Origin of the sequence: Pseudodesulfovibrio alkaliphilus (genome assembly GCF_009729555.1) — a bacterium.
In the GTDB taxonomy this organism is placed as follows: domain Bacteria; phylum Desulfobacterota; class Desulfovibrionia; order Desulfovibrionales; family Desulfovibrionaceae; genus Pseudodesulfovibrio; species Pseudodesulfovibrio alkaliphilus.
Genome location: NZ_WODC01000009.1, coordinates 38,592 through 56,427, shown reverse-complemented (window position 1 = coordinate 56,427; position 17,836 = coordinate 38,592). Strand labels below are relative to the sequence as shown.

Genomic DNA, 17,836 nt, shown 5'->3' with positions numbered 1-17,836 from the left:
ATCACTCCTTGGGGGTTGCAGGGTTCAGGGGCATGGTCACGGCGCACTGGCAGGCGTTGTCCAGCATCTCAAGGTCGTGGCTGATGAGCAGGACGCAGGCGCCACGCTGGGCGAAGTCCCTGGTGCAGTCGGCAATGAGGCGCATGTTGGCCCCGTCCAGGCCGCTGGTGGGCTCGTCCAGTATGAGCACCTCAGGGGCCTTGGCCTCGCCGCAGGCGATGACCAGGCGCTGCTTCTCTCCACCAGACAGGGACTGAGGGTGTCGCCTGGCCAGATGGGCTATGTTGTATTTTTCAAGCAGGGCCATGACTTGTTTGGCTGTTTCGTCCTTGTTTTCCTTGGGCAGGGAGCTGGTAACTTCTGCAAAGACCGTCTGCATGTGCAGCTGGTGGTCGGTATTTTGCAGGATGATGCTGGCCTTGTTTAACAATTCAGACGGCTTGAGTGTTTGCTTGCCAACGGTGAGCTGGCCTTTGTCGGCCTTGAGCAAGCCGGTCAGCAGCATTGCCAGGGTGGTTTTGCCCGTCCCGTTGGGGCCGAGCAGTCCGATGACCTGGCCCATGGGGAGGTCGAGATGCGCGTGGTCGAATATGGGGTTGCGGCGGCCATGGGCGAAGCACAGCCCGCGCAGCCGGATGGCAGGGCTGAGGGCGGCATCGGGTGGCAGCAGGTCCGGGCGGGGGTCGGCCACGCGACTGTGGCGCAGCCCGTGGCGTTGGCGCAGGGAGTCGTCGTCAACGATGTCGAAGGGGCCTTGGGCCACGACGCGCCCCTTGTCCATGACCATGACCCGGTCCGCCAGGCGACGCAGCCAGTAGAGGCGGTGGTCCACGATCAGGATGGCCACGCCTTGGGCCTTGAGTTCGCCCAGGATGCGGGCCAGGGCCTCGGTGGACTCAGGGTCGAGGTTGGCCGAGGGTTCGTCCAGCACCAGCGCACGGGGCCCGAGGGACATGATGGCCGCCAGGGCGACTTTCTGTTTTTGGCCTTCGGAAAGAGTGAGAATGGATCTGTCCAGTATGTCGTGGAGCCCGAACATGTCGGCCGCCAGATGCACGCGCCGTTCGGTTTCCTGGGCCGGCACTTGTCGCCATTCGTGGCCCGCGGCTATTTCGTCGCGGACATTGAGGGCGAAGAACTGGGCTTCGGGGTCCTGAAACAGGGTGCCCACCTGGGTAGAAATGTCGGCGGCCTCAAGAAACTCGACGGAGCGGCCCCCCACACACACCTGCCCTGTGAGCTTTCCCCGGAAATGATGCAGGGCCAGCCCGTTTATCATGCGTACCACGGTGGATTTGCCGCAGCCGCTTGGGCCGGTGAGGAGGACGATTTCTCCGGGGGCCACTTCAAGGTCCACTTCCATCACGCTGGGTGATGGCTGAAACGGATAGGAGAAGGATGCGTTATGCAGTTGGATCATACTTGTTCCTTTGGAGGGCGAGAGGATGGCGATCAGTGCATGCCAAAGGAGAGGCCGCCGCACCGGACCTGGATGGCAAAGGCAGCGGCAACCAACCCCACGGCCAGGCCGGATACGGCCAGATCCCTTCGGTGAAAGGCGTTCAGCCGGTGTGGAACGATGCTCTCGGACATGCCCACCCCTTTGAGCTCGGCGGCCATGGCCAGGTCGTCCGAGGAGCGCAGAGCGCGGAATACCAGGGGCGCAAACAGTACCCTGAGGCTGCGGAGCGGATGCAGGAACATGGAGCGCGGCGTCAGGGGATACCCGCGGATTTTCAGGGCCTGGAGAACCTGCTTGGCGTCGTTGAAGAAGGTCGGAATGAACCGGATCATGACCGAGGTGGGGATATAGATCAGGCTGGGCAGCCGCATGGACTTGAGCGCGGTCAGCAGCGACTGGATGCGCGAGGTCAGCGACAGTGCCAGGACAACATTGATCATGAGGACGATGCGCAGGAAGGGGGTAAGGAAATTGCTCCACTCCAGCTTGGTCAGCTCAGGCCAAATCATGGCGAGGAGGATGACGAAGACCGAGGAGATGCCGAGCATGGTGAAAACCGCCACATAGGCCATGAGGATTTTCTTTATGTTTTTCGTGGACAGGGCGTACAGTGCGCTGGCTGCCAGGAGCGGGGTCATGGCCAGGGGCGACTGCAAAATGATAGCCGACAGCGAGGAGAGGACGCAAAGGAAGAGCTTGGTGCGTACATCCAGGGTCGCGGGGAAGCTGTCGGTGAGGTCTGAATCATTGATGAACGATACCCGCATGTCGCAGCTCCTTGACAAAGAGGTGTCCGCTGTAAAGACCGGCCAGGGCTCCGAGATAGCCGATGGCTACCATGGTGCTGATGGTGATCAGCAGCTCGGGCTGTTCGCGCATTACCAGCCAGGAAATGCCGAGAGACGCGCCCTTGCTCGCCAGATCGTACACTGCCACGCCCACAAGAATTCCCACGGTGCGGCGATACCCGCCAAAAAGGGTGATCACCATCTCCGCAAAGAGGGCGGCGACCAGGGACATGGGCAGTAAAATGGCTCCGCTCCCCAAGAGCAGCAGGGAAACCACGGCCGAGACCCCGACGAACAGGGTCAGCGTTCCAAGGCGGGGAACCTTGTGCAGCAGCACCACCAGCAGGCTGGTGAAGACGGCGTTCTTGACGATCAGGGTCAGGGGGTTCATGCCCCCGCCCACCAACGCGATGATCAGGCTGGATATTTTGACCACCGCGGCGAAGATGCCGATGACGATCAGATCGCGCACCGGCCAGTGGCGCCGTTTGCGTTCGGCCCAGGCTGCCGGGGGAGCCTCCCCGGAGAGTTCTGTCAGAGTGGTGGATTCTGCCTGGAGCATTGTCCTTGGCCCTCCTGGTCGGCTGTTGCAATATCGAAACGGCCTCGAGCCTGGGCCGCAACGCCGCTGATTGGATGTGTGTTCATGAAGAACCCCTCACGAATGCTTTCGTGAAATCAATTTTCATTTTCAACAAAAAGGAATACCTTGCCGGGGTGATGGGATGCCGGGATCAGGCTGGTCACTGCCGGATATTGTCCGGCAAGCCAAGGGAGGCGCACACGGAGCGGGACAAGATGTCCGCGATCTGTTCGGCCCGGCCCTGATCCAGGGCCTTGAGATCCAGCCTCGGGCGCAGGAGAACCCGCCCTCGGAAAAAGGTCATACATTGGGCGACAATGGCCTGGCCGAGGACCATGCTCTCCATGTCTTCGGGGGGCAGCCCCCTGGCAGCGGCGGCCAGCCGGGTGGCAACGGCGTGGAAGGGGCGGATCACATCCTGGAACATGCGGCGGTTGAGTTCGCGGGGTTTGATCAGTCCTTCATTGAAAAGAACTCTCAGAAACCGGGTCCCTTCCTTTCCTGTTATGGCCGAGATCATGCCACGCACAAGATCGTGGGCGATGCGGGCCAGGTCCTCGGGGTCGGAGCTTTCGCCGATACGGTTGTCGATCTGCTCCACAAGGGGCAGCATGATCGCCTTCCATTGGGTCAGGCAATGGCCGAATATGGCTTCGCACAAGCCGTCTCTGCTGCCGAAGTAGTAGTTGATGGCCGCATGGTTGACGCCAGCCTCCTTGGCCAGGGCGCGGTTGCTCACCTCGTGGCTTGTGTGCTCGCTGAAGAGCTTGGCCCCTGCGGCTATCAGGCGGGGTGCGGTGACGTTGTTTTCGTTCTTGCCAATATCCATGATTCGCTCTCTTTTCCGATGTTCGTGCGAGGGATATATTCGCAGCCTGGAGAAAAGTCAACCACGTGGTTAATCCTTTTGGTTTAACCGCTCGGATGAACTTCCGTCGTTGCTGCCTCGTGCCCGGTTTCTGCCAATGGGGCGCGGGTCGCCGTATGCTGGCAGCAGGGCCGGACCTGCTTGGCTTTTTCCCGCCAATCGGGACAGGCGGAGGCTATCTGATGGAATTGAGAACCACTGAAAGACTTTTGAAGCAGAACACCACGTCTTCGCCGGGCTGAAGGGCCATGTCTCTTGCGCTCTGGCTCGAAACCAGGGCGCACACCTCGGTTCCGTCGTGGAGGCGGCCGGCGATTTCGGCAATGACCGGGGAATCCAGCACACGCAGAACCGTCGCGGTCAGACGGTTTCTGGCGCTCCCGCACAGCGTCTGCCCGGCCCGCATGACATTGACCAGCGGGGCTTTGACGGTCGCCACGATGGGGGTGCCGACCTCAAGACGCATGGTGTGCATGCTGTCGGCAGTGATGGCGGCGTGGATGGCGATGCCGGAGCGGCTCTCCATGCTTACTCCGGCCATCACGGTGTCCGTATCCAGGCCGGTGACGTGTCCGATGAAGGCGTTGCGCGCACTGCTGCGGGTGCGCATGTCGGCTTGGGCAAGCCGGACGATGGCGGTGACATCCCCCTGCGTGAAGTGTTGCAGGTCCGATGCGAAATCAAGGGAAGTTTGGCCGAGCACGGATTTGACCACGGCCAGAGGCACACCGGCCCGCAGCATCTCCACCACGCGGGAATTGCGCAGTACCCGAGGGTTGGCCAGCTCTCTGGGCAGTCCGCACTCCTTGCCACGTTCATAGCAAATCCGCCGCAGATACCCTGCGTCCAGATGGAAGAAGTGCCCCCTCAGGCCGCAGGCCATGGGGCTTTCCAACACCCGGTGCAATTCGGAGCAGAAATCCTCTGGCAGAGGGACTTCCCGCGTGTTGCCCTTCAAGCCCAGATGGACCACGCAGCGCTGCATGTCCAAGGCGGTGCGGTCGTCGAGGGCGAGGACTTCGCCAAGCCGGGCGCCCGTGTGCCGGAGCAGGAGAAAGGTCAGCCCGATCCGCTCCCGCGCCCGGACGCTGTCAGGCCGCCTGGCGCTGCGTCTCCAGGCGGCAAAAGCCTCGGCAAGGGCCTGGATCTGCCGCGCATCAAGGTGAGACACCTCGTCGGAGACGCTGAAGAGTTCGCGTTGGCAGTGGCGTGGGGTCATTGCTGTTTTGGGCACCCGGTCAGGGTCACGTTTTTTCCGGATTGCGTGACACGGTTGCGTTGTGTGTCAGGGCGTTCATATATGACATCGACGTTTGCACAGCTGCCGGTCAAAGTAAAGAAACCCGCAACCCAAGGATTGGACCATGGAACGAATAGCCGCGTTTTTACTCGCCTTTGCCCTTGTCCTGCCCGCCCCGGCCCTGTCCGCCGACTTGCTCGTGGCCCAGGCCGCCAACTACACCGCCATCATGCAAAACGAGATCATCCCGGCCTTTGAAAAGGCCACGGGGCTGACCGTCCAGGCCACCTATGCCTCCACGGGCAAGCTGTATGGCCAGATCGTCAACGGCGCCCCCTTTGACATGCTTCTCGCCGCAGACGAGATCCGCCCCGAAAAGCTTCACGCCGACGGCCTGGCGCAGGAGCCCTTTGTTTACGCCACAGGACAGGTGGTCCTGTGGTCCCGGAGCAAGGCCCTGTGCGATGGGGGCTGGAAATCCGCTCTGACCAATCCGGCGGTCAAGAAAATTGCCATTGCCAACACCGAGACCGCGCCCTACGGCGCTTCGGCCATGCAGGCCCTGCAGGCCGCGGGACTCTGGGATGCGGTGCAGCCCCGCCTGGTGTTCGGTCAGTCCATTTCCCACGCGTTCCAGTTCGCGTCCACTGGCGCTGCAGACGCGGGTTTCGTCGCCTTCTCCTCGGTGTTTACGGACGAGGGGGCCAAGGGCTGTTATCAGGTGGTGGACGAGGCTCCCCCGGTGGTCCAAGCGGGTTGCATCCTCAAGAGTGCGCCCAACCCCGAGGCGGCAGCCCGTTTCGCCGAGTTCCTGCTCTCGCCCGAAGTCCAGGCGTTCAAGAAGCAGTACGGATACAACTAGCCCATGGACTGGACTCCGCTGCTTCTTTCGGCCAAGCTGGCCTTTTGGACCATGGTGCTGATTCCGGTGGCGGCCGCGCCTCTTGCCTATGTGCTCGCCTTTGGCCGCTTTCGGGGCAAGAGCGTCCTTGACGCGGTCGTCACCCTGCCCATGGTCCTGCCGCCCACGGTCCTGGGCTTCGCCCTGCTCGTGATCTTGGGGCCTCTCGGCCCGGTGGGCGCGGCATGGGAGGACCTGACCGGCGGCAGGCTGGTCTTCAGTTTCGCCGGAATCCTCATCGCTTCGCTGGTGTTCAACCTGCCCTTTGCGGTCCAGCCGCTTCGCGCCTCCTTCGAGAAAATGGACCCGCGTCTTCTGGAAAGCGCGGCCATTCTCGGCCTCACGTCAACGGAGGCGTTTTTTCGAATAATCCTGCCAAATTGCATCGGAGGACTGGCGGCGGCTTCCATCCTCGTCTTTGCCCACAGCCTGGGCGAGTTCGGCGTCATTCTCATGGTGGGCGGCAGCATTCCGGGCAAGACCCAGGTGGCGTCCATCGCCATCTTCGAGGCCGTGGAGGCCATGCGCTTCAACGACGCTTTCCTTTTGTCCGCCGCCCTGGTTCCCATCAGCTTCGCGGTGCTCATGATCATCAACAAAATCAATGCGAGGCGCCCCTGATGCTCTGTGTAGACATGGTCAAGAAGCTCAAGCACTTTGATCTTGAGCTGTGTTTTTCCTGCGCACCCGGCCAGATTACTGCTGTTGTCGGGCCGTCCGGTGCGGGGAAGACCACCATGATCCGGCTGCTGGCCGGACTGGAACAACCGGACTTGGGAACCATCGTCTTCAATGGCCAGCCTTGGGCAGACACCGGGTCCCGTCTCTTTGTCCCGGCCCGCAAGCGGGGCTTGAGCCTTGTTTTTCAGGACTACACGCTGTTTCCCCATCTCGATATCCGCAAGAATGTTGCCTTTGCCGCCACGGACATGGAGCGGGTGGACACGCTCATGGACATGTTCGGCATACGGCACCTGGCGGCGAGCAGGCCAGCCGCCATTTCCGGCGGGGAGCGGCAGCGCGCCGCCTTCTGTCAGGCCCTGGCCCGCGATCCGGTCCTGCTGCTCCTCGACGAGCCGTTTTCGGCCCTGGATGTGGCCACCCGGCGGAATCTGCGGGCGCACCTCAAGGAACTCAAGGACGAACTGGGCATCCCCATCCTCCATGTGACCCATGACCTGGAGGAGGCTGCCTTCCTCGGAGACGAGATCATGGCCGTGGAAAACGGAAAGATAGCGCCCGACTGGCTGCGCAGACAAAGCGCCCCCATTCACAAGTTAACTCGCGAGGCTTTGGCCTGCGCGTCATTGTGAGGTTGTCATGCACTCGTTACGTTGGTTGAAAACAGTTGTATTCTGTGTTTTTGCCGTGGGTTTTCTGGCTTCCGGGGCGGCCTCTGCCCACAGCCCGGTGGTGGCTGCGGGCGCAGGGTACAAAAAGATGGTGAACGCCCTTGCCGCAGCCTATGCAGAGAGGAGCGGCAAGCAACCCGACCTGATTTACGGCAACATGGGTCGGGTTACAGCCCTGGCCATGGAGAGCGGAAAGGTCGATCTCGTGCTTGGCGACGAGGCGTTCCTGAGTTCTTCCGGCCTCGTCTTTGCAAAAACGCACGAGCTGGGGCGCGGCCAGCTGGTGCTCGCCTTCCCCGCAAAGGGAGGTTTTGCCGCGGTGGAGGCCCTGGACGACGAGGCCGCCCGCCGCATCGCCATGCCTGATCCGGTCAAGGCCATCTATGGCAAGGCGGCGCGGGAATTCCTCGAAAACACCGGGAGAATGCCTGCCGCGGCGCCGCGGCTGATCGAGGTGGCCACCGTACCCCAGGTCTTCTCGTATCTGGTGGCCAACGAAGTGGACATGGGGTTTCTCAATCTGTCCTATGTGCTGGATGTTGCGGACAAACTGGGAGGGTATGTGATTCTGGACCAGTCCGGGTACGCTCCCATCAGCATCATGGCGGGCGTTCTTCGGGACGCGCCGAACCAGGAGGCCGCGCTGGAGTTCATCGCCTTCCTGCGCACGGCTCAAGCCAAGGCGATCATCATCAGCCATGGCCTCTAAACTGTCATGTCCCTGCTGGGCATCCTGACCGAACCCCAGACCCTCGGCCCCCTGTGGTTGACGGTCCGGGTGCTGGCTGTGGCTGGCGCACTGCATCTGGCGGCGGGCGTGCTTGTGGGCTACTACCTGACGGGCAGGAAGACCGTGATGCGCTCGGTGGTGGATTTTCTGGTGACATTGCCGCTTGTCTTTCCGCCCATTGCCACGGGATTCGCGCTGTTGCTCCTGCTCGGGAGAAACGGCCCCATAGGCAGATTCGTGACCGACGGCCTTGTGTTCAGCTTTTGGGGGCTTGTCATCGCGTCCTTCGTGGCCGGGCTGCCTCTCATGGTCAAGCCCGTGGAGGCCGCCCTGCGCGGAGGTTCGCAACTGGCCGAGGTCTCACGGGTGCTCGGCAAGAGCGAGTGGCAGACGTTCTGGCTCGTTCTGCTGCCCAACGTCCGGCGCAGCGTTATATCCGGCTGGTTTCTGGCCCTGGGCCGGTCCCTTGGAGAGGTCGGCATCACCCTTATGCTCGGCGGCAACATCCTGGGCAGGACGAACACGCTATCCCTGGAAATCTACAACGCCGTATTCAGCGGGGAATTTGACCGCGCAGTGGTTCTCTCGTGCATTATAGGCCTGTTTTCCCTGGCAATTTATCTCGTGTTGAAACGAATGTCCGCAGTATAGGAAGAAAATCATGGAATCAACATTGAAGACCGTTTGGAACAAAGGGGTGCGCCTTTGGGCGGACCACGGACTCATGGAGGAAGAGGTCATGGTCAGCGCCGGGCCGTTGACCGTGCAGCAGGCCATTGGCGACCCGGGGGGCGGGGACTATCCCATCCAGCAGGGCAAGGAGAGGCTGGTGGAGGCATCCTTCCGCGGGTTCCGGGGGCAGGCCTTCACCGATCACTACGGACACTTCTGCGGCACCCTTGCGGAAATAGCCAACCTGCCGCTGACCACCAACTACCATCGGGCGGTCTTCATCGCGACCCTCAACGCCGTCATGAATGCCCTCGGCAAGGTCGGGGGGACAATCCATTGCAAGGACTGCGGGCCGGAAAGATGCGCCCGGGCCATGCCCGACCACATCCGCCGGACCTATGGCGTCGGGCGTGTGACCATTGTCGGCTTTCAGCCGGCCATGGCCGAGCGCCTTGGGGGCGAGCTGGATATTCGGCTTCTTGATCTGGACCCCGACAACATCGGGCAGGTCAAGCGCGGGGTGCTGGTGGAAGGCCCGGAATCCGCGGCCCAGGCCCTGGACTGGGCGGAGTTGCTGGTGGTTACGGGAACCACCCTTGTCAACGACTCCATCGGGCGCTTCCTTGTCGGTCGCCCTGTGCTCTTCTACGGGACCACCATTGCCGCGGCGGCCAGCCTCATGCAGTGGGATCGCTATTGCCCCCAGAGCGGCTGAGGCCGCCTTGCCGCCGTCCCCCCTGCCCCTCCCCGCGCCCTTGGGCAAGGGGGACGGTGGCCGGGGCACCCGGAAACCAGCATGTAAACGCAGCAGTTTACTTTTTTCTTGACTCCAGGTAAACGGGTCCGTATACATGGCTCGGACAATGCGACGGGACTTCGTCGCTGTCCACTGGCGGGCATTTTTTTTGGGAACAAAGTTAAGCGGCTTTACTATTTTCAACCAGGGCTCCTTCGGGGGTCAGCCAGCCTCTGGGAGGCGGACGATGAAAAAGATCAAAAAATCCATGGTTTCTTTTGCCATCAGGCACTACAGGGCAACGCTCTTGTTGGTGATCGTGGCGACGGCCGTCTTTGGGTCGTTTTTTCCGAAGGTCACGATCGACACCGATCCCGAGCACATGCTCCCCGAGAACGAGCCTTCCCGGCTGTTCCACAACCAGGCGAAAAAGACATTCGACCTGTCCGACATCGTGGTCCTTGGGATCGTCAACACGGCGCACCAAGACGGAGTGTTCAACGCGGAAACCCTGAGCAACGTCTATGAGCTTGCGCAATATGCCCAAAAGCTGCGGTGGCCCGACCCGGACGATCCGGCGACGGAGGGCGGCGTGGTCGGCGTTGACGTGATCGCTCCGTCCCTGGTGGAACACATTGCCCAGGCCGGCCCGGGCACGATCTCGTTTGACTGGCTCATGCCCGGGCCGCCGACGAACAGAGAGGAGGCCCTGCGGGTCCGCGAGCGGATTCTGGCCAATCCCATGCTGGCGGGACGCATGGCCTCGGAGGACGGCAAGGCCCTTTGCCTGTATCTGCCCCTGACGAACAAGCGCCTCAGCTACAAGGTCTACAACGCGATGAACGAAAAGGTGGCCGCGTTGGGGATGGCGGACGAGGTGCACATAACAGGGCTTCCGGTGGCCCAGGACGCCATCGGGGTGGAAATGTTCACCGAGATGATGGTGGCTTCGCCGTTGGCCATGGCAACGATCTTTGTTCTGCTCTACTTCTTTTTCCGCAAGCTTTCCCTGACCGTCTTGCCCATGCTCATCGCCACGTTCTCGGTGGTCATCACCATGGGGGCCATGATCGCCGCAGGCTTCGAAGTGCACATCATGAGTTCCATGATTCCGGTTTTCCTGATGTCGATCGCGGTGGTGGATTCCATTCACATCCTCTCGGAGTTCTTTGATTCATATACAGCGGAAAAAGGGCGCGAGGAGACCCTGCGAAGCGCTTTGGACACCCTCTTCATGCCCATGCTTTATACTTCCCTCACCTCGGCAGCGGGCTTCATTTCCCTGGCGTTGACGCCGATACCGCCAGTCCAGGTCTTCGGCGTTTTTGTCGGGATGGGCATTATGGTCGCCTGGCTGCTGACCATCCTGTGCGTTCCGGCCTACGTCATGCTTCTTCCCCGCAGTGCGTTCAACAACTTCGGGCTGTCCGTGAAAGAGGAGCACAGCAACACCCCGCTGACCAGGCTCCTTGAGGCCACGGGCAGGTTCTCGTTTCGCAACGCCAAACCCTTGCTGGTCCTGCTGGTGCTGCTCGTCGCCGTATCGGGGTGGGGTATCTCCCGAATCCAGATCAACGACAATCCTGTGAAATGGTTTGCCGAAGACCACCCGATCCGCAAGGCGGACATCGCTTTGACCCGGCACTTCAAGGGAACATACCCGGCCTATCTCATCCTGGATGGCGAGGAGCAGAGGCTGTTGTCGCCGGAAGAGCAGGCCAACATGCTGCAACGGTTCACGGAGTTTTCAGGAACGATGGAAGATGAAGAAAGGGCTCTCGGCCTGGCCGACCGATTCAAACGGGATCTGGCCGCCATGCCCGCCGGTATGCGCGAGACGCCCCTGCTCGACACGGCCGTGGAGCTTGCCGGGGCGTACATCGCAAAGGCGGACACCGATGGCGACGCCTATATCTGGGAGGAGTTTGAAAGCTTCTTCAACCTGGAAAAGGAGCAACGCAAGTCCTTCAAGCGCCCGGACGTGCTGCACTACGTCGTCGGCCTCCAGCGGCAGCTCCAGGAAAAGGGGCTGGTGGGGAAAAGCGTCTCCCCCGCAGACGTGGTCAGCAAGATCAACCAGGAGATGCTTGATGGCAGGGAGCAAAACTATCGTGTGCCGGAGCTTAGGCGCGCCGTCGGCGAATGCTACATGCAGTTTCAGCAGAGCCACCGTCCGCATGACCTCTGGCACTTCGTCACGCCGGATTACTCCAGCGCCTGCGTCCTGTTCCAGCTCTCGAGCGGCGACAACAAGGTCATGGAGGCCGTGGCACGGTTTGTGGAAGGATATTTCCAGAGCAATCCGCCGCCGGTCGGGATGAGGCACAACTGGGCTGGGCTGACCCATATCAACGTGGCTTGGCAGAACCAGATGGTGCAGGGAATGCTGCGTTCCTTCATCGGCAGTTTTGGCATTGTGCTGCTGATGACGGTCTTCCTTTTCCGCTCCGTGAAGTGGGGGCTGTTGTGCATGGTTCCCCTGACCGCGACAATCCTCCTCATTTACGGATTCATAGGTCTGATTGGAAAGGACTACGACATGCCCGTGGCCGTCCTCGGCGTACTGACCCTGGGCATGTCCGTGGACTTCGCCATTCATTTCGTGGAGAGGAGCCGATCCATTCATGCCGTCACGCGGTCGTGGCGGCTGACCCTTACCCGCATGTTCGAGGCGCCGGCACGCGCCATCAGCCGCAACGTGATGGTGATCTCCATTGGGTTTCTGCCGTTGCTGGTTTCGTCCCTCGTGCCGTACCGGACCACCAGCATACTGCTCTCTTCGATCATGCTGCTTTCCGGGGCGCTTTCTTTGGTGGCGGTGCCTGCCGTCATCACTGTGGCCACGCGGTGGTTTTTCCCTGACGAATCGGTCCCGCAGACTGCAGTGGCCGATCAGAACAACCGTTGAACAGACAAGAGAGGTGAAGAATGAAAAAGCGATTGATGCTCTTGGCCATTGTGGTTTCCCTGCTGTCGTTTGCGGCCGCGGTCCAGGCCGACGCCATGGATGGCGATGCCATTGTCCGCAGGGCAAACCACGTTTCCTTCTATCAGGGGGAAACCTGCAAGGGGAACGTCAACCTGATCATTACGGACGCTCAGGGCCGCAACCGTCAGAGGGAGTTGAACATCCTGCGCATGAATCTGCCGGGCGAGGACCGGGGGCAGAAGTATCTGGCCTTCTTCAAATCGCCGGCAGATGTCCGCAAGATGGTCTTTCTGGTGCACAAGACGGTGGAGCCGGGGCAGGACGATTCGCGGTGGCTCTACATGCCCGGCCTTGACCTGGTCAAACGCATAGCGGCAGGAGACAAGCGCACAAGCTTCGCCGGGTCGGACTTTTTGTATGAAGATATATCTGGTCGAAATCTGGATGAAGACAGGCATGAGCGGATGGAGGACCGGGACGGCCTGCTGGTGGTCGCGAACACGCCGAAAGTTTCCGGCGGGGTCGAATTCACGCATTATCTGGCCTTTGTCGACCCTCTGACCTTTATCCCCCTGCGGGTGGAATACTACAAGGATGACCGGGTCTACCGGATCATGGAGGTCCTCAGGGTGGAGGATGTTCCTTCCGGCGACAGCGGCGGGGTGTATCCCACCGTGACGCGGTCCAGGGTGACGAACCTGGAAACCGGCAGTTCGACGGTCATGACCTTTTCCGGCGTCTCCTACGGCGTGTCCATTGAGGAAAGGATCTTCAGCGAGCGCTACCTGCGCCGCCCCCCCCAAGAGGTCATGCGATGAGGGGCGTGATGGCTGCCGTCTTGCTGGCGGTGTTCTCAATCCTTTCCGCGCCGCTTCCCCTCTACGCCGGGGAGGCCGAAACCCTGCTGGAGCAGATGCGGGAGAGGCTCGAGCTGTATGGCTTTGTGGAGTCCAGGGTCGGTGCCCGCACTGGCGCCGACCCTGACGAGAAGGCCCTTTCCATGGCGGAAACACGCCTTCAGGTCGAGGCTTTCACCGGCACGGACTCCCTGGACCTGAAATACAGAGGGGACATTCGGATCGACGCGGTGGCGGAGTGCGTTGCCTACGAAACACGCGAAGCCTGGGCCTTTTCCCGACCATCCGACTCCTTGGACATCAAGGTTGGCAGGCAGACATTGACTTGGGGGACAGGGGGGCTGGTCTTTCTCAACGACCTGTTCCCCAAGGACTGGCAATCCTTTTTCATCGGCAGGGACGCGGAGTATCTCAAGGCGCCGAGCACTTCGGCCAAGGCGGGGCTGTTCAGCGACGTTGCCAACCTGGATATTGTCTATACCCCGAAGTTCGAGCCGGACCGATTCGTCAACGGCGAGTATTTATCCTACTGGGATGCCTCTCGGCAGAAGACCGTGGGCAACAAGGACCTGCTTCGTACCGACACACCCGACCGCTGGTTTGTGGATGATGAATTCGCGGCCCGGCTGTATCGTAATGTCGAGGATTACGAACTGGCTGCCTACCTGTACAGGGGGTTCTGGAAAAGCCCCGGAGGGACCGACGCGCAAGGACGCTCGATATTCCCGGAGCTGAACGCATACGGCGCAAGCATCCGGGGAACCCTCGGGGCCGGGATAGGCAACCTGGAGTTCTCCTATTATCATTCACCCGAAAGCCGGGGAGGCAGAAATCCGTCCGCGAGGAATTCGGAAATCCGCTACCTGGCCGGATATGCCCGAGAGGTGTGGAGCGACTGCAATGTTTGGGTGCAATACTACCTGGAGCAGATGCTGGACTACGGCGAGTACCGGGCCCGGGTTGATGCCGGGAAGCCCAGGGACGAATTTCGGCACGTGCTGACCCTGCAGGTGACGCAACTGCTGATGAACCAGAACCTGACGTTGAACATGGACGCCTACTATTCTCCCAGCGACCGGGATGCGTTCCTCAGGCCGAGTGCAAGCTACAAGATTTCCGACAGAACCACGGCGAGCCTGGGGGCCAATGTTTTTTTCGGGGAATCGCGGCAGACATTTTTCGGACAGTTTGAAAGAAACAGCAATGTCTACATGGCATTGCGGTACAGTTTTTGACGAGGTCCGCACGGGCGCCATCCCTTGGGCAGGGGGCGTGGGGTTTCCGGTTGACAGGGGAGGTGGAGTTGCTTAAGCGTCTTTACTATGATAATGAAAGTCATAATCGAATCATCTGGAGTTCTGTGTGCGTCAACTTGCAACGGATCCGGGCAGCAAGTCCCATTCACCCGGTGAAAGCGGCCGCCACTTGCCTGTGCGCGACTTTCCCTCGCTCGCGGGCAGGGAAAAGGCCGTCTGGTATGGTCGGTTGTGGAAGGAGGTGCGGCTGAACGCGGGCCTGACGCTGACACTGTTCGATGCGTCGTTGCCCCGCGGGTTCAGCCTTGAGTTCGCCAAGAGCAACCACATGATCGATTTCGGTTTCTTTCTGGAGGGTTCCTTTGTCAATCGGGTGGATTCGCCCGCCTTTGGCAGGAGGGAGCTGCACAACAGAGCCGGGGATTACGGGATGGGATACATGCCCGAGATGAGCGGCGTTGTGGAGCTTCCGGTCAACCGGAGGATCCGTATGGTTCACGTCCATGTGTCTCCTTCGGCGCTGGGTGTCATGCTTGGCCGGGACGTGGGCCGTCTTCCGTCGTGCCTGGGCAGGGTGCTCAATGGACGCGGCGACGTCGGCTTTGTCCTGCAGAAGCGGCAGAATCCGCTGGTTCGCGCCGTGGCCAACGAGCTGTTCTATGGCGCCAGCAACGCGACGGGCCTGCAAATGTATCTTGAAGGCAAGACCCTGGAGCTTCTGGCCCTGGTCCTGACAGACGACGCCGACGGGGGGACGGAGCGCGTCCTGTGCCCTCGGATGAACGAGGCCCTGCATTCCATCCGCAGCGATCTGGAGGAAAGGCACGCATCTCCGCCGACTTTGGCCGAGCTTTCTTCGAAATACCACCTTCCCGTTGTCAACATACAGGCGGGATTCAAGTCGCTTTTCGGCATGTCGGCATTCGCCTTTGTCCAGGAGTACCGATTGCAACGGGCTCGAAGGCTCTTTGTCGAAGGGGACATGAACGTCAGCGAAGTGGCCTGGGACATCGGATATACCAATCTCAGCCACTTTTCCTCGGCTTTTAGAAAGCGTTTCGGCGTCCTGCCCAAAGCCTATCTGCAATCCGTTCGCGAGCGACTCCACACGCCCTGCCGCAGGTCGAGACCATAGGTCCCATGTGCTGTAACCGTCGTCCGTCTCCTTGGGGGCGGGGATGGTTGTTCGGGCAATTATCTTCCTTCGCCGAGTAGAAAGCCACCCCTGCATCTCCTTAGTGTTTCGATCAGTTTTTCGTGTCGAAACAGCCGCAGCTGCGCGAGGCAGCGGTCGGGCGCAATAAGGAGAGAGGATTCAGGTCATGAAAGGTATCGTCCGGGTGATGGTGGTCCTTCTGTTTGCTGCATTGTCGGCTTCTTTTGCCGACGCGGGAGACGGGGAGGGACGCAAGCGGGAGCTGGTGTTGGAGCCTGTGGTGGTCAATGCGGAGAAACGGGCCGAGGAGTCCCAGGATGTGCCGGTCAGCATAACCGTGTTCGAGCGCAACGATCTGCTCGACATGGGCATTGAGGGCATAGGCGATCTCTCGGAGCACGTCCCCAACATGGAGTTTCATGATTTCGGCAGCAGCAGGCACGGGCTGTTGTTTTTGCGCGGGATCAAGAGCCTGCCCACCGGGCAGGCTGGCACCGGGTTCACGGTGGACGGCGTGAGCTACAACAAGTCGCACATGTTCGGGTTTCCCCTGCTGAATGTGGACCGGGTTGAGGTGCTGCGGGGGGCCCAGGGCACCCTGTACGGGCGAAACACCACTGGTGGCGTTGTCAACGTCTATACCGCCCGACCGGGCAACGAGGTTGTGTCCACGGCCGGAGTCACCCTCGGCAACTACGGGACAAGGAAGCTGCGGGCCGACTGGAGCGGGCCCCTGATCGAGGAGAAGCTGTTCCTCGGCGTCAGCGGCCTGGCCGAGGTCTCTGAGGGGTTCATGAAGAACGACATTGACGCCGATGGCGACGACGGACGCCATACCGATGGCAAGGCGGCCCGCGTCAAGCTTCGTTTGCAGGCAACCGACAATTGGGACATGACCCTTTCCGTTGACGGCCAGCATCATGACGACGGGGCGTATTCCTCCAGGCGCACAGAGCGAAACGGCTACGTCATGGCTGGCACTTACGGGGTCGACTCCCCGTATCACTATTCTCACGATTTCGCGGGGAGCCAGGAGGTCGATTTCTGGGGCAGTTCCCTGAACTCGGACTGGACGACGGACCTGGGGATTCTGTCGTCAATAACCGGGTATCGCAGTTACGACAGCGATGAATGGATCGACGCGGACTTTTCCCCCCTGGACAACATGCGCAAGAACTATCGTCAGACCGACAAGGCCCTTACTCAGGAATTTCGGATGGTTTCTCCCGAAGACTCCGGCTCGATGCGGTGGCTGGTGGGAACCTACCTCTTTCATTTCGACTCCAAGACCGATGTGTCCAACCACTTGGGGGCTGCTTCTGCGTCGCCCGGAATGGAGGTGCGCTTCAACACAAAGCAGAAAAACGACGGGGCCGCCCTGTTCGGCGAGGGAACATGGGAGTTGCTCCCCAGTCTGGAGCTGACCCTCGGGCTTCGGGGCGAGTACGAGCATGCCCAGGGGAGGTCGTCAAGGACGAACATCCCGGCTGGGGGCCCGGCCGCCGTGGTCAAGTCCTTTGACAGGCAGGATGATTATGCGGCCCTGCTTCCCAAGGTGTCGCTGGCCTGGCATTTCGCCGAGGACGCCATGACCTACGCCACGGTGGCAAGGGCCCACAAGGCCGGCGGGTTCAATGACGCCTCGGCCCCGGCTGACGGCGAAAGCTACAGCGAGGAGGATAGCTGGCTCTACGAGGTCGGCGTGAAGTCCTTGCTCCTCGACAAGCGGCTGATGCTTAACGTCGCCGCCTTCCATACCCGCATCCGCGACGAGCAGCTCCCGCTGTTCCAGGCAGCCACCATGCAGGGGTATCTCGCCAGCGCAGGGAAGTCGCATCGCACCGGGCTTGAGCTGGAGAGCCGTTTCAAGCTCGCCGAGGAGTGGACCTTGAGCGGCAGTGCCTCGTGGATCGATGCCCGTTTCGACGAATACGAGGACGCCTCCCTGGGAGTGGACTACGCGGGCAAGCGCGTATTCTGCGTTCCCGAATACTCATTCGATGTGGCGGTGGACTATCAAAAGCGGTTCGCCGGGGAGTGGGAGATGTTCGGCCGGGCCGGAGTCTCCGGCGTTGGTCCCCAGTTTTTCGACAACGCCAACGAGGTCAGGCAGGCGGCCTACCAGCTGGCAAGCCTGCGTCTGGGGTTCCGCCGCAAGGGGCTCGAGTGCAGCCTGTGGGCAAAGAACCTCTTCGACCGCCATTACGTGGTCTTTGAAAACACCACGGCAGGTGTCGCCGAGGACGGGAGACCTCGCACGTTTGGCCTTTCTGTGGACTATACCTTCTAGCGTAATCTTGAGGACG

At 61.0% G+C, this 17,836-nt stretch carries 16 protein-coding genes; 11 read left to right on the top strand and 5 right to left on the bottom strand.

Annotated features, from left to right (window positions below):
* Position 1 precedes the first annotated feature (1 nt).
* The 5 genes from GKC30_RS12815 to GKC30_RS12795 all read right to left on the bottom strand — a co-directional run bounded on the left by GKC30_RS12815 (position 2) and on the right by GKC30_RS12795 (position 4,920).
* Positions 2 to 1,420 carry an ABC transporter ATP-binding protein gene (locus GKC30_RS12815; protein ID WP_155935339.1) on the bottom strand — a complete coding sequence of 473 codons (1,419 nt, stop codon included), beginning with the start codon at positions 1,418 to 1,420 and terminating at the stop codon, positions 2 to 4.
* A 32-nt stretch (positions 1,421 to 1,452) separates the two neighbouring features.
* On the bottom strand, positions 1,453 to 2,229 hold the full coding sequence (locus tag GKC30_RS12810) for an energy-coupling factor transporter transmembrane component T family protein (RefSeq protein WP_155935337.1): 777 nt from the start codon (positions 2,227 to 2,229) through the stop codon (positions 1,453 to 1,455).
* A complete protein-coding gene (locus GKC30_RS12805; protein ID WP_155935335.1) occupies positions 2,207 to 2,812 on the bottom strand; it encodes an MptD family putative ECF transporter S component in 606 nt (201 codons plus the stop codon). The genes GKC30_RS12810 and GKC30_RS12805 overlap by 23 nt, the downstream gene beginning before the upstream one ends.
* 181 nt (positions 2,813 to 2,993) lie before the next feature.
* Positions 2,994 to 3,662: a CerR family C-terminal domain-containing protein gene (locus GKC30_RS12800; protein ID WP_155935333.1), complete on the bottom strand. Its 669-nt coding sequence runs from the start codon at positions 3,660 to 3,662 to the stop codon at positions 2,994 to 2,996.
* 214 nt (positions 3,663 to 3,876) lie between these two features.
* Complete coding sequence (locus GKC30_RS12795) at positions 3,877 to 4,920, bottom strand: TOBE domain-containing protein (RefSeq protein ID WP_155935331.1); 1,044 nt, start codon at positions 4,918 to 4,920, stop codon at positions 3,877 to 3,879.
* A 145-nt stretch (positions 4,921 to 5,065) separates the two neighbouring features.
* On the opposite strand from GKC30_RS12795, the gene modA (GKC30_RS12790) reads away from it, so the two are divergent.
* The 11 genes from modA (GKC30_RS12790) (at position 5,066) to GKC30_RS12740 (ending at position 17,820) form a co-directional block, all read left to right on the top strand.
* The gene (gene modA / locus GKC30_RS12790) at positions 5,066 to 5,803 is read left to right on the top strand and encodes a molybdate ABC transporter substrate-binding protein (protein WP_155935329.1); all 738 of its coding nucleotides are present in this window, start codon (positions 5,066 to 5,068) and stop codon (positions 5,801 to 5,803) included.
* A gap of 3 nt (positions 5,804 to 5,806) precedes the next feature.
* On the top strand, positions 5,807 to 6,463 hold the full coding sequence (gene modB / locus GKC30_RS12785) for a molybdate ABC transporter permease subunit (RefSeq protein ID WP_155935327.1): 657 nt from the start codon (positions 5,807 to 5,809) through the stop codon (positions 6,461 to 6,463).
* A complete protein-coding gene (locus GKC30_RS12780) occupies positions 6,463 to 7,155 on the top strand; it encodes an ATP-binding cassette domain-containing protein (RefSeq protein WP_155935325.1) in 693 nt (230 codons plus the stop codon). Before modB ends, GKC30_RS12780 begins: the two co-directional genes overlap by 1 nt.
* Positions 7,156 to 7,210: 55 nt before the next feature.
* Positions 7,211 to 7,903, top strand: a complete 693-nt coding sequence (gene modA / locus GKC30_RS12775; RefSeq protein ID WP_367614137.1) for a molybdate ABC transporter substrate-binding protein — start codon at positions 7,211 to 7,213, stop codon at positions 7,901 to 7,903.
* Positions 7,904 to 7,909: 6 nt separating this feature from the next.
* Entirely contained in the window at positions 7,910 to 8,575 is a 666-nt protein-coding gene (locus GKC30_RS12770) for a molybdate ABC transporter permease subunit (protein WP_155935321.1), read from the top strand.
* A gap of 10 nt (positions 8,576 to 8,585) precedes the next feature.
* Positions 8,586 to 9,311, top strand: a complete 726-nt coding sequence (locus GKC30_RS12765; protein WP_155935319.1) for a Rossmann-like domain-containing protein — start codon at positions 8,586 to 8,588, stop codon at positions 9,309 to 9,311.
* A 268-nt stretch (positions 9,312 to 9,579) separates the two neighbouring features.
* Complete coding sequence (locus GKC30_RS12760; RefSeq protein ID WP_155935317.1) at positions 9,580 to 12,240, top strand: efflux RND transporter permease subunit; 2,661 nt, start codon at positions 9,580 to 9,582, stop codon at positions 12,238 to 12,240.
* A 20-nt stretch (positions 12,241 to 12,260) separates the two neighbouring features.
* Positions 12,261 to 13,079: an outer membrane lipoprotein-sorting protein gene (locus GKC30_RS12755; RefSeq protein WP_155935315.1), complete on the top strand. Its 819-nt coding sequence runs from the start codon at positions 12,261 to 12,263 to the stop codon at positions 13,077 to 13,079.
* A gap of 8 nt (positions 13,080 to 13,087) precedes the next feature.
* Complete coding sequence (locus tag GKC30_RS12750) at positions 13,088 to 14,353, top strand: hypothetical protein (protein ID WP_196772881.1); 1,266 nt, start codon at positions 13,088 to 13,090, stop codon at positions 14,351 to 14,353.
* Positions 14,354 to 14,480: 127 nt separating this feature from the next.
* Positions 14,481 to 15,509, top strand: coding sequence for a helix-turn-helix transcriptional regulator (locus GKC30_RS15240; RefSeq protein WP_155935311.1), 1,029 nt, complete (start codon positions 14,481 to 14,483; stop codon positions 15,507 to 15,509).
* A 187-nt stretch (positions 15,510 to 15,696) separates the two neighbouring features.
* Positions 15,697 to 17,820 (top strand): TonB-dependent receptor, encoded by a 2,124-nt coding sequence (locus GKC30_RS12740; protein WP_155935309.1) that lies wholly within the window; start codon positions 15,697 to 15,699, stop codon positions 17,818 to 17,820.
* Positions 17,821 to 17,836 lie beyond the last annotated feature (16 nt).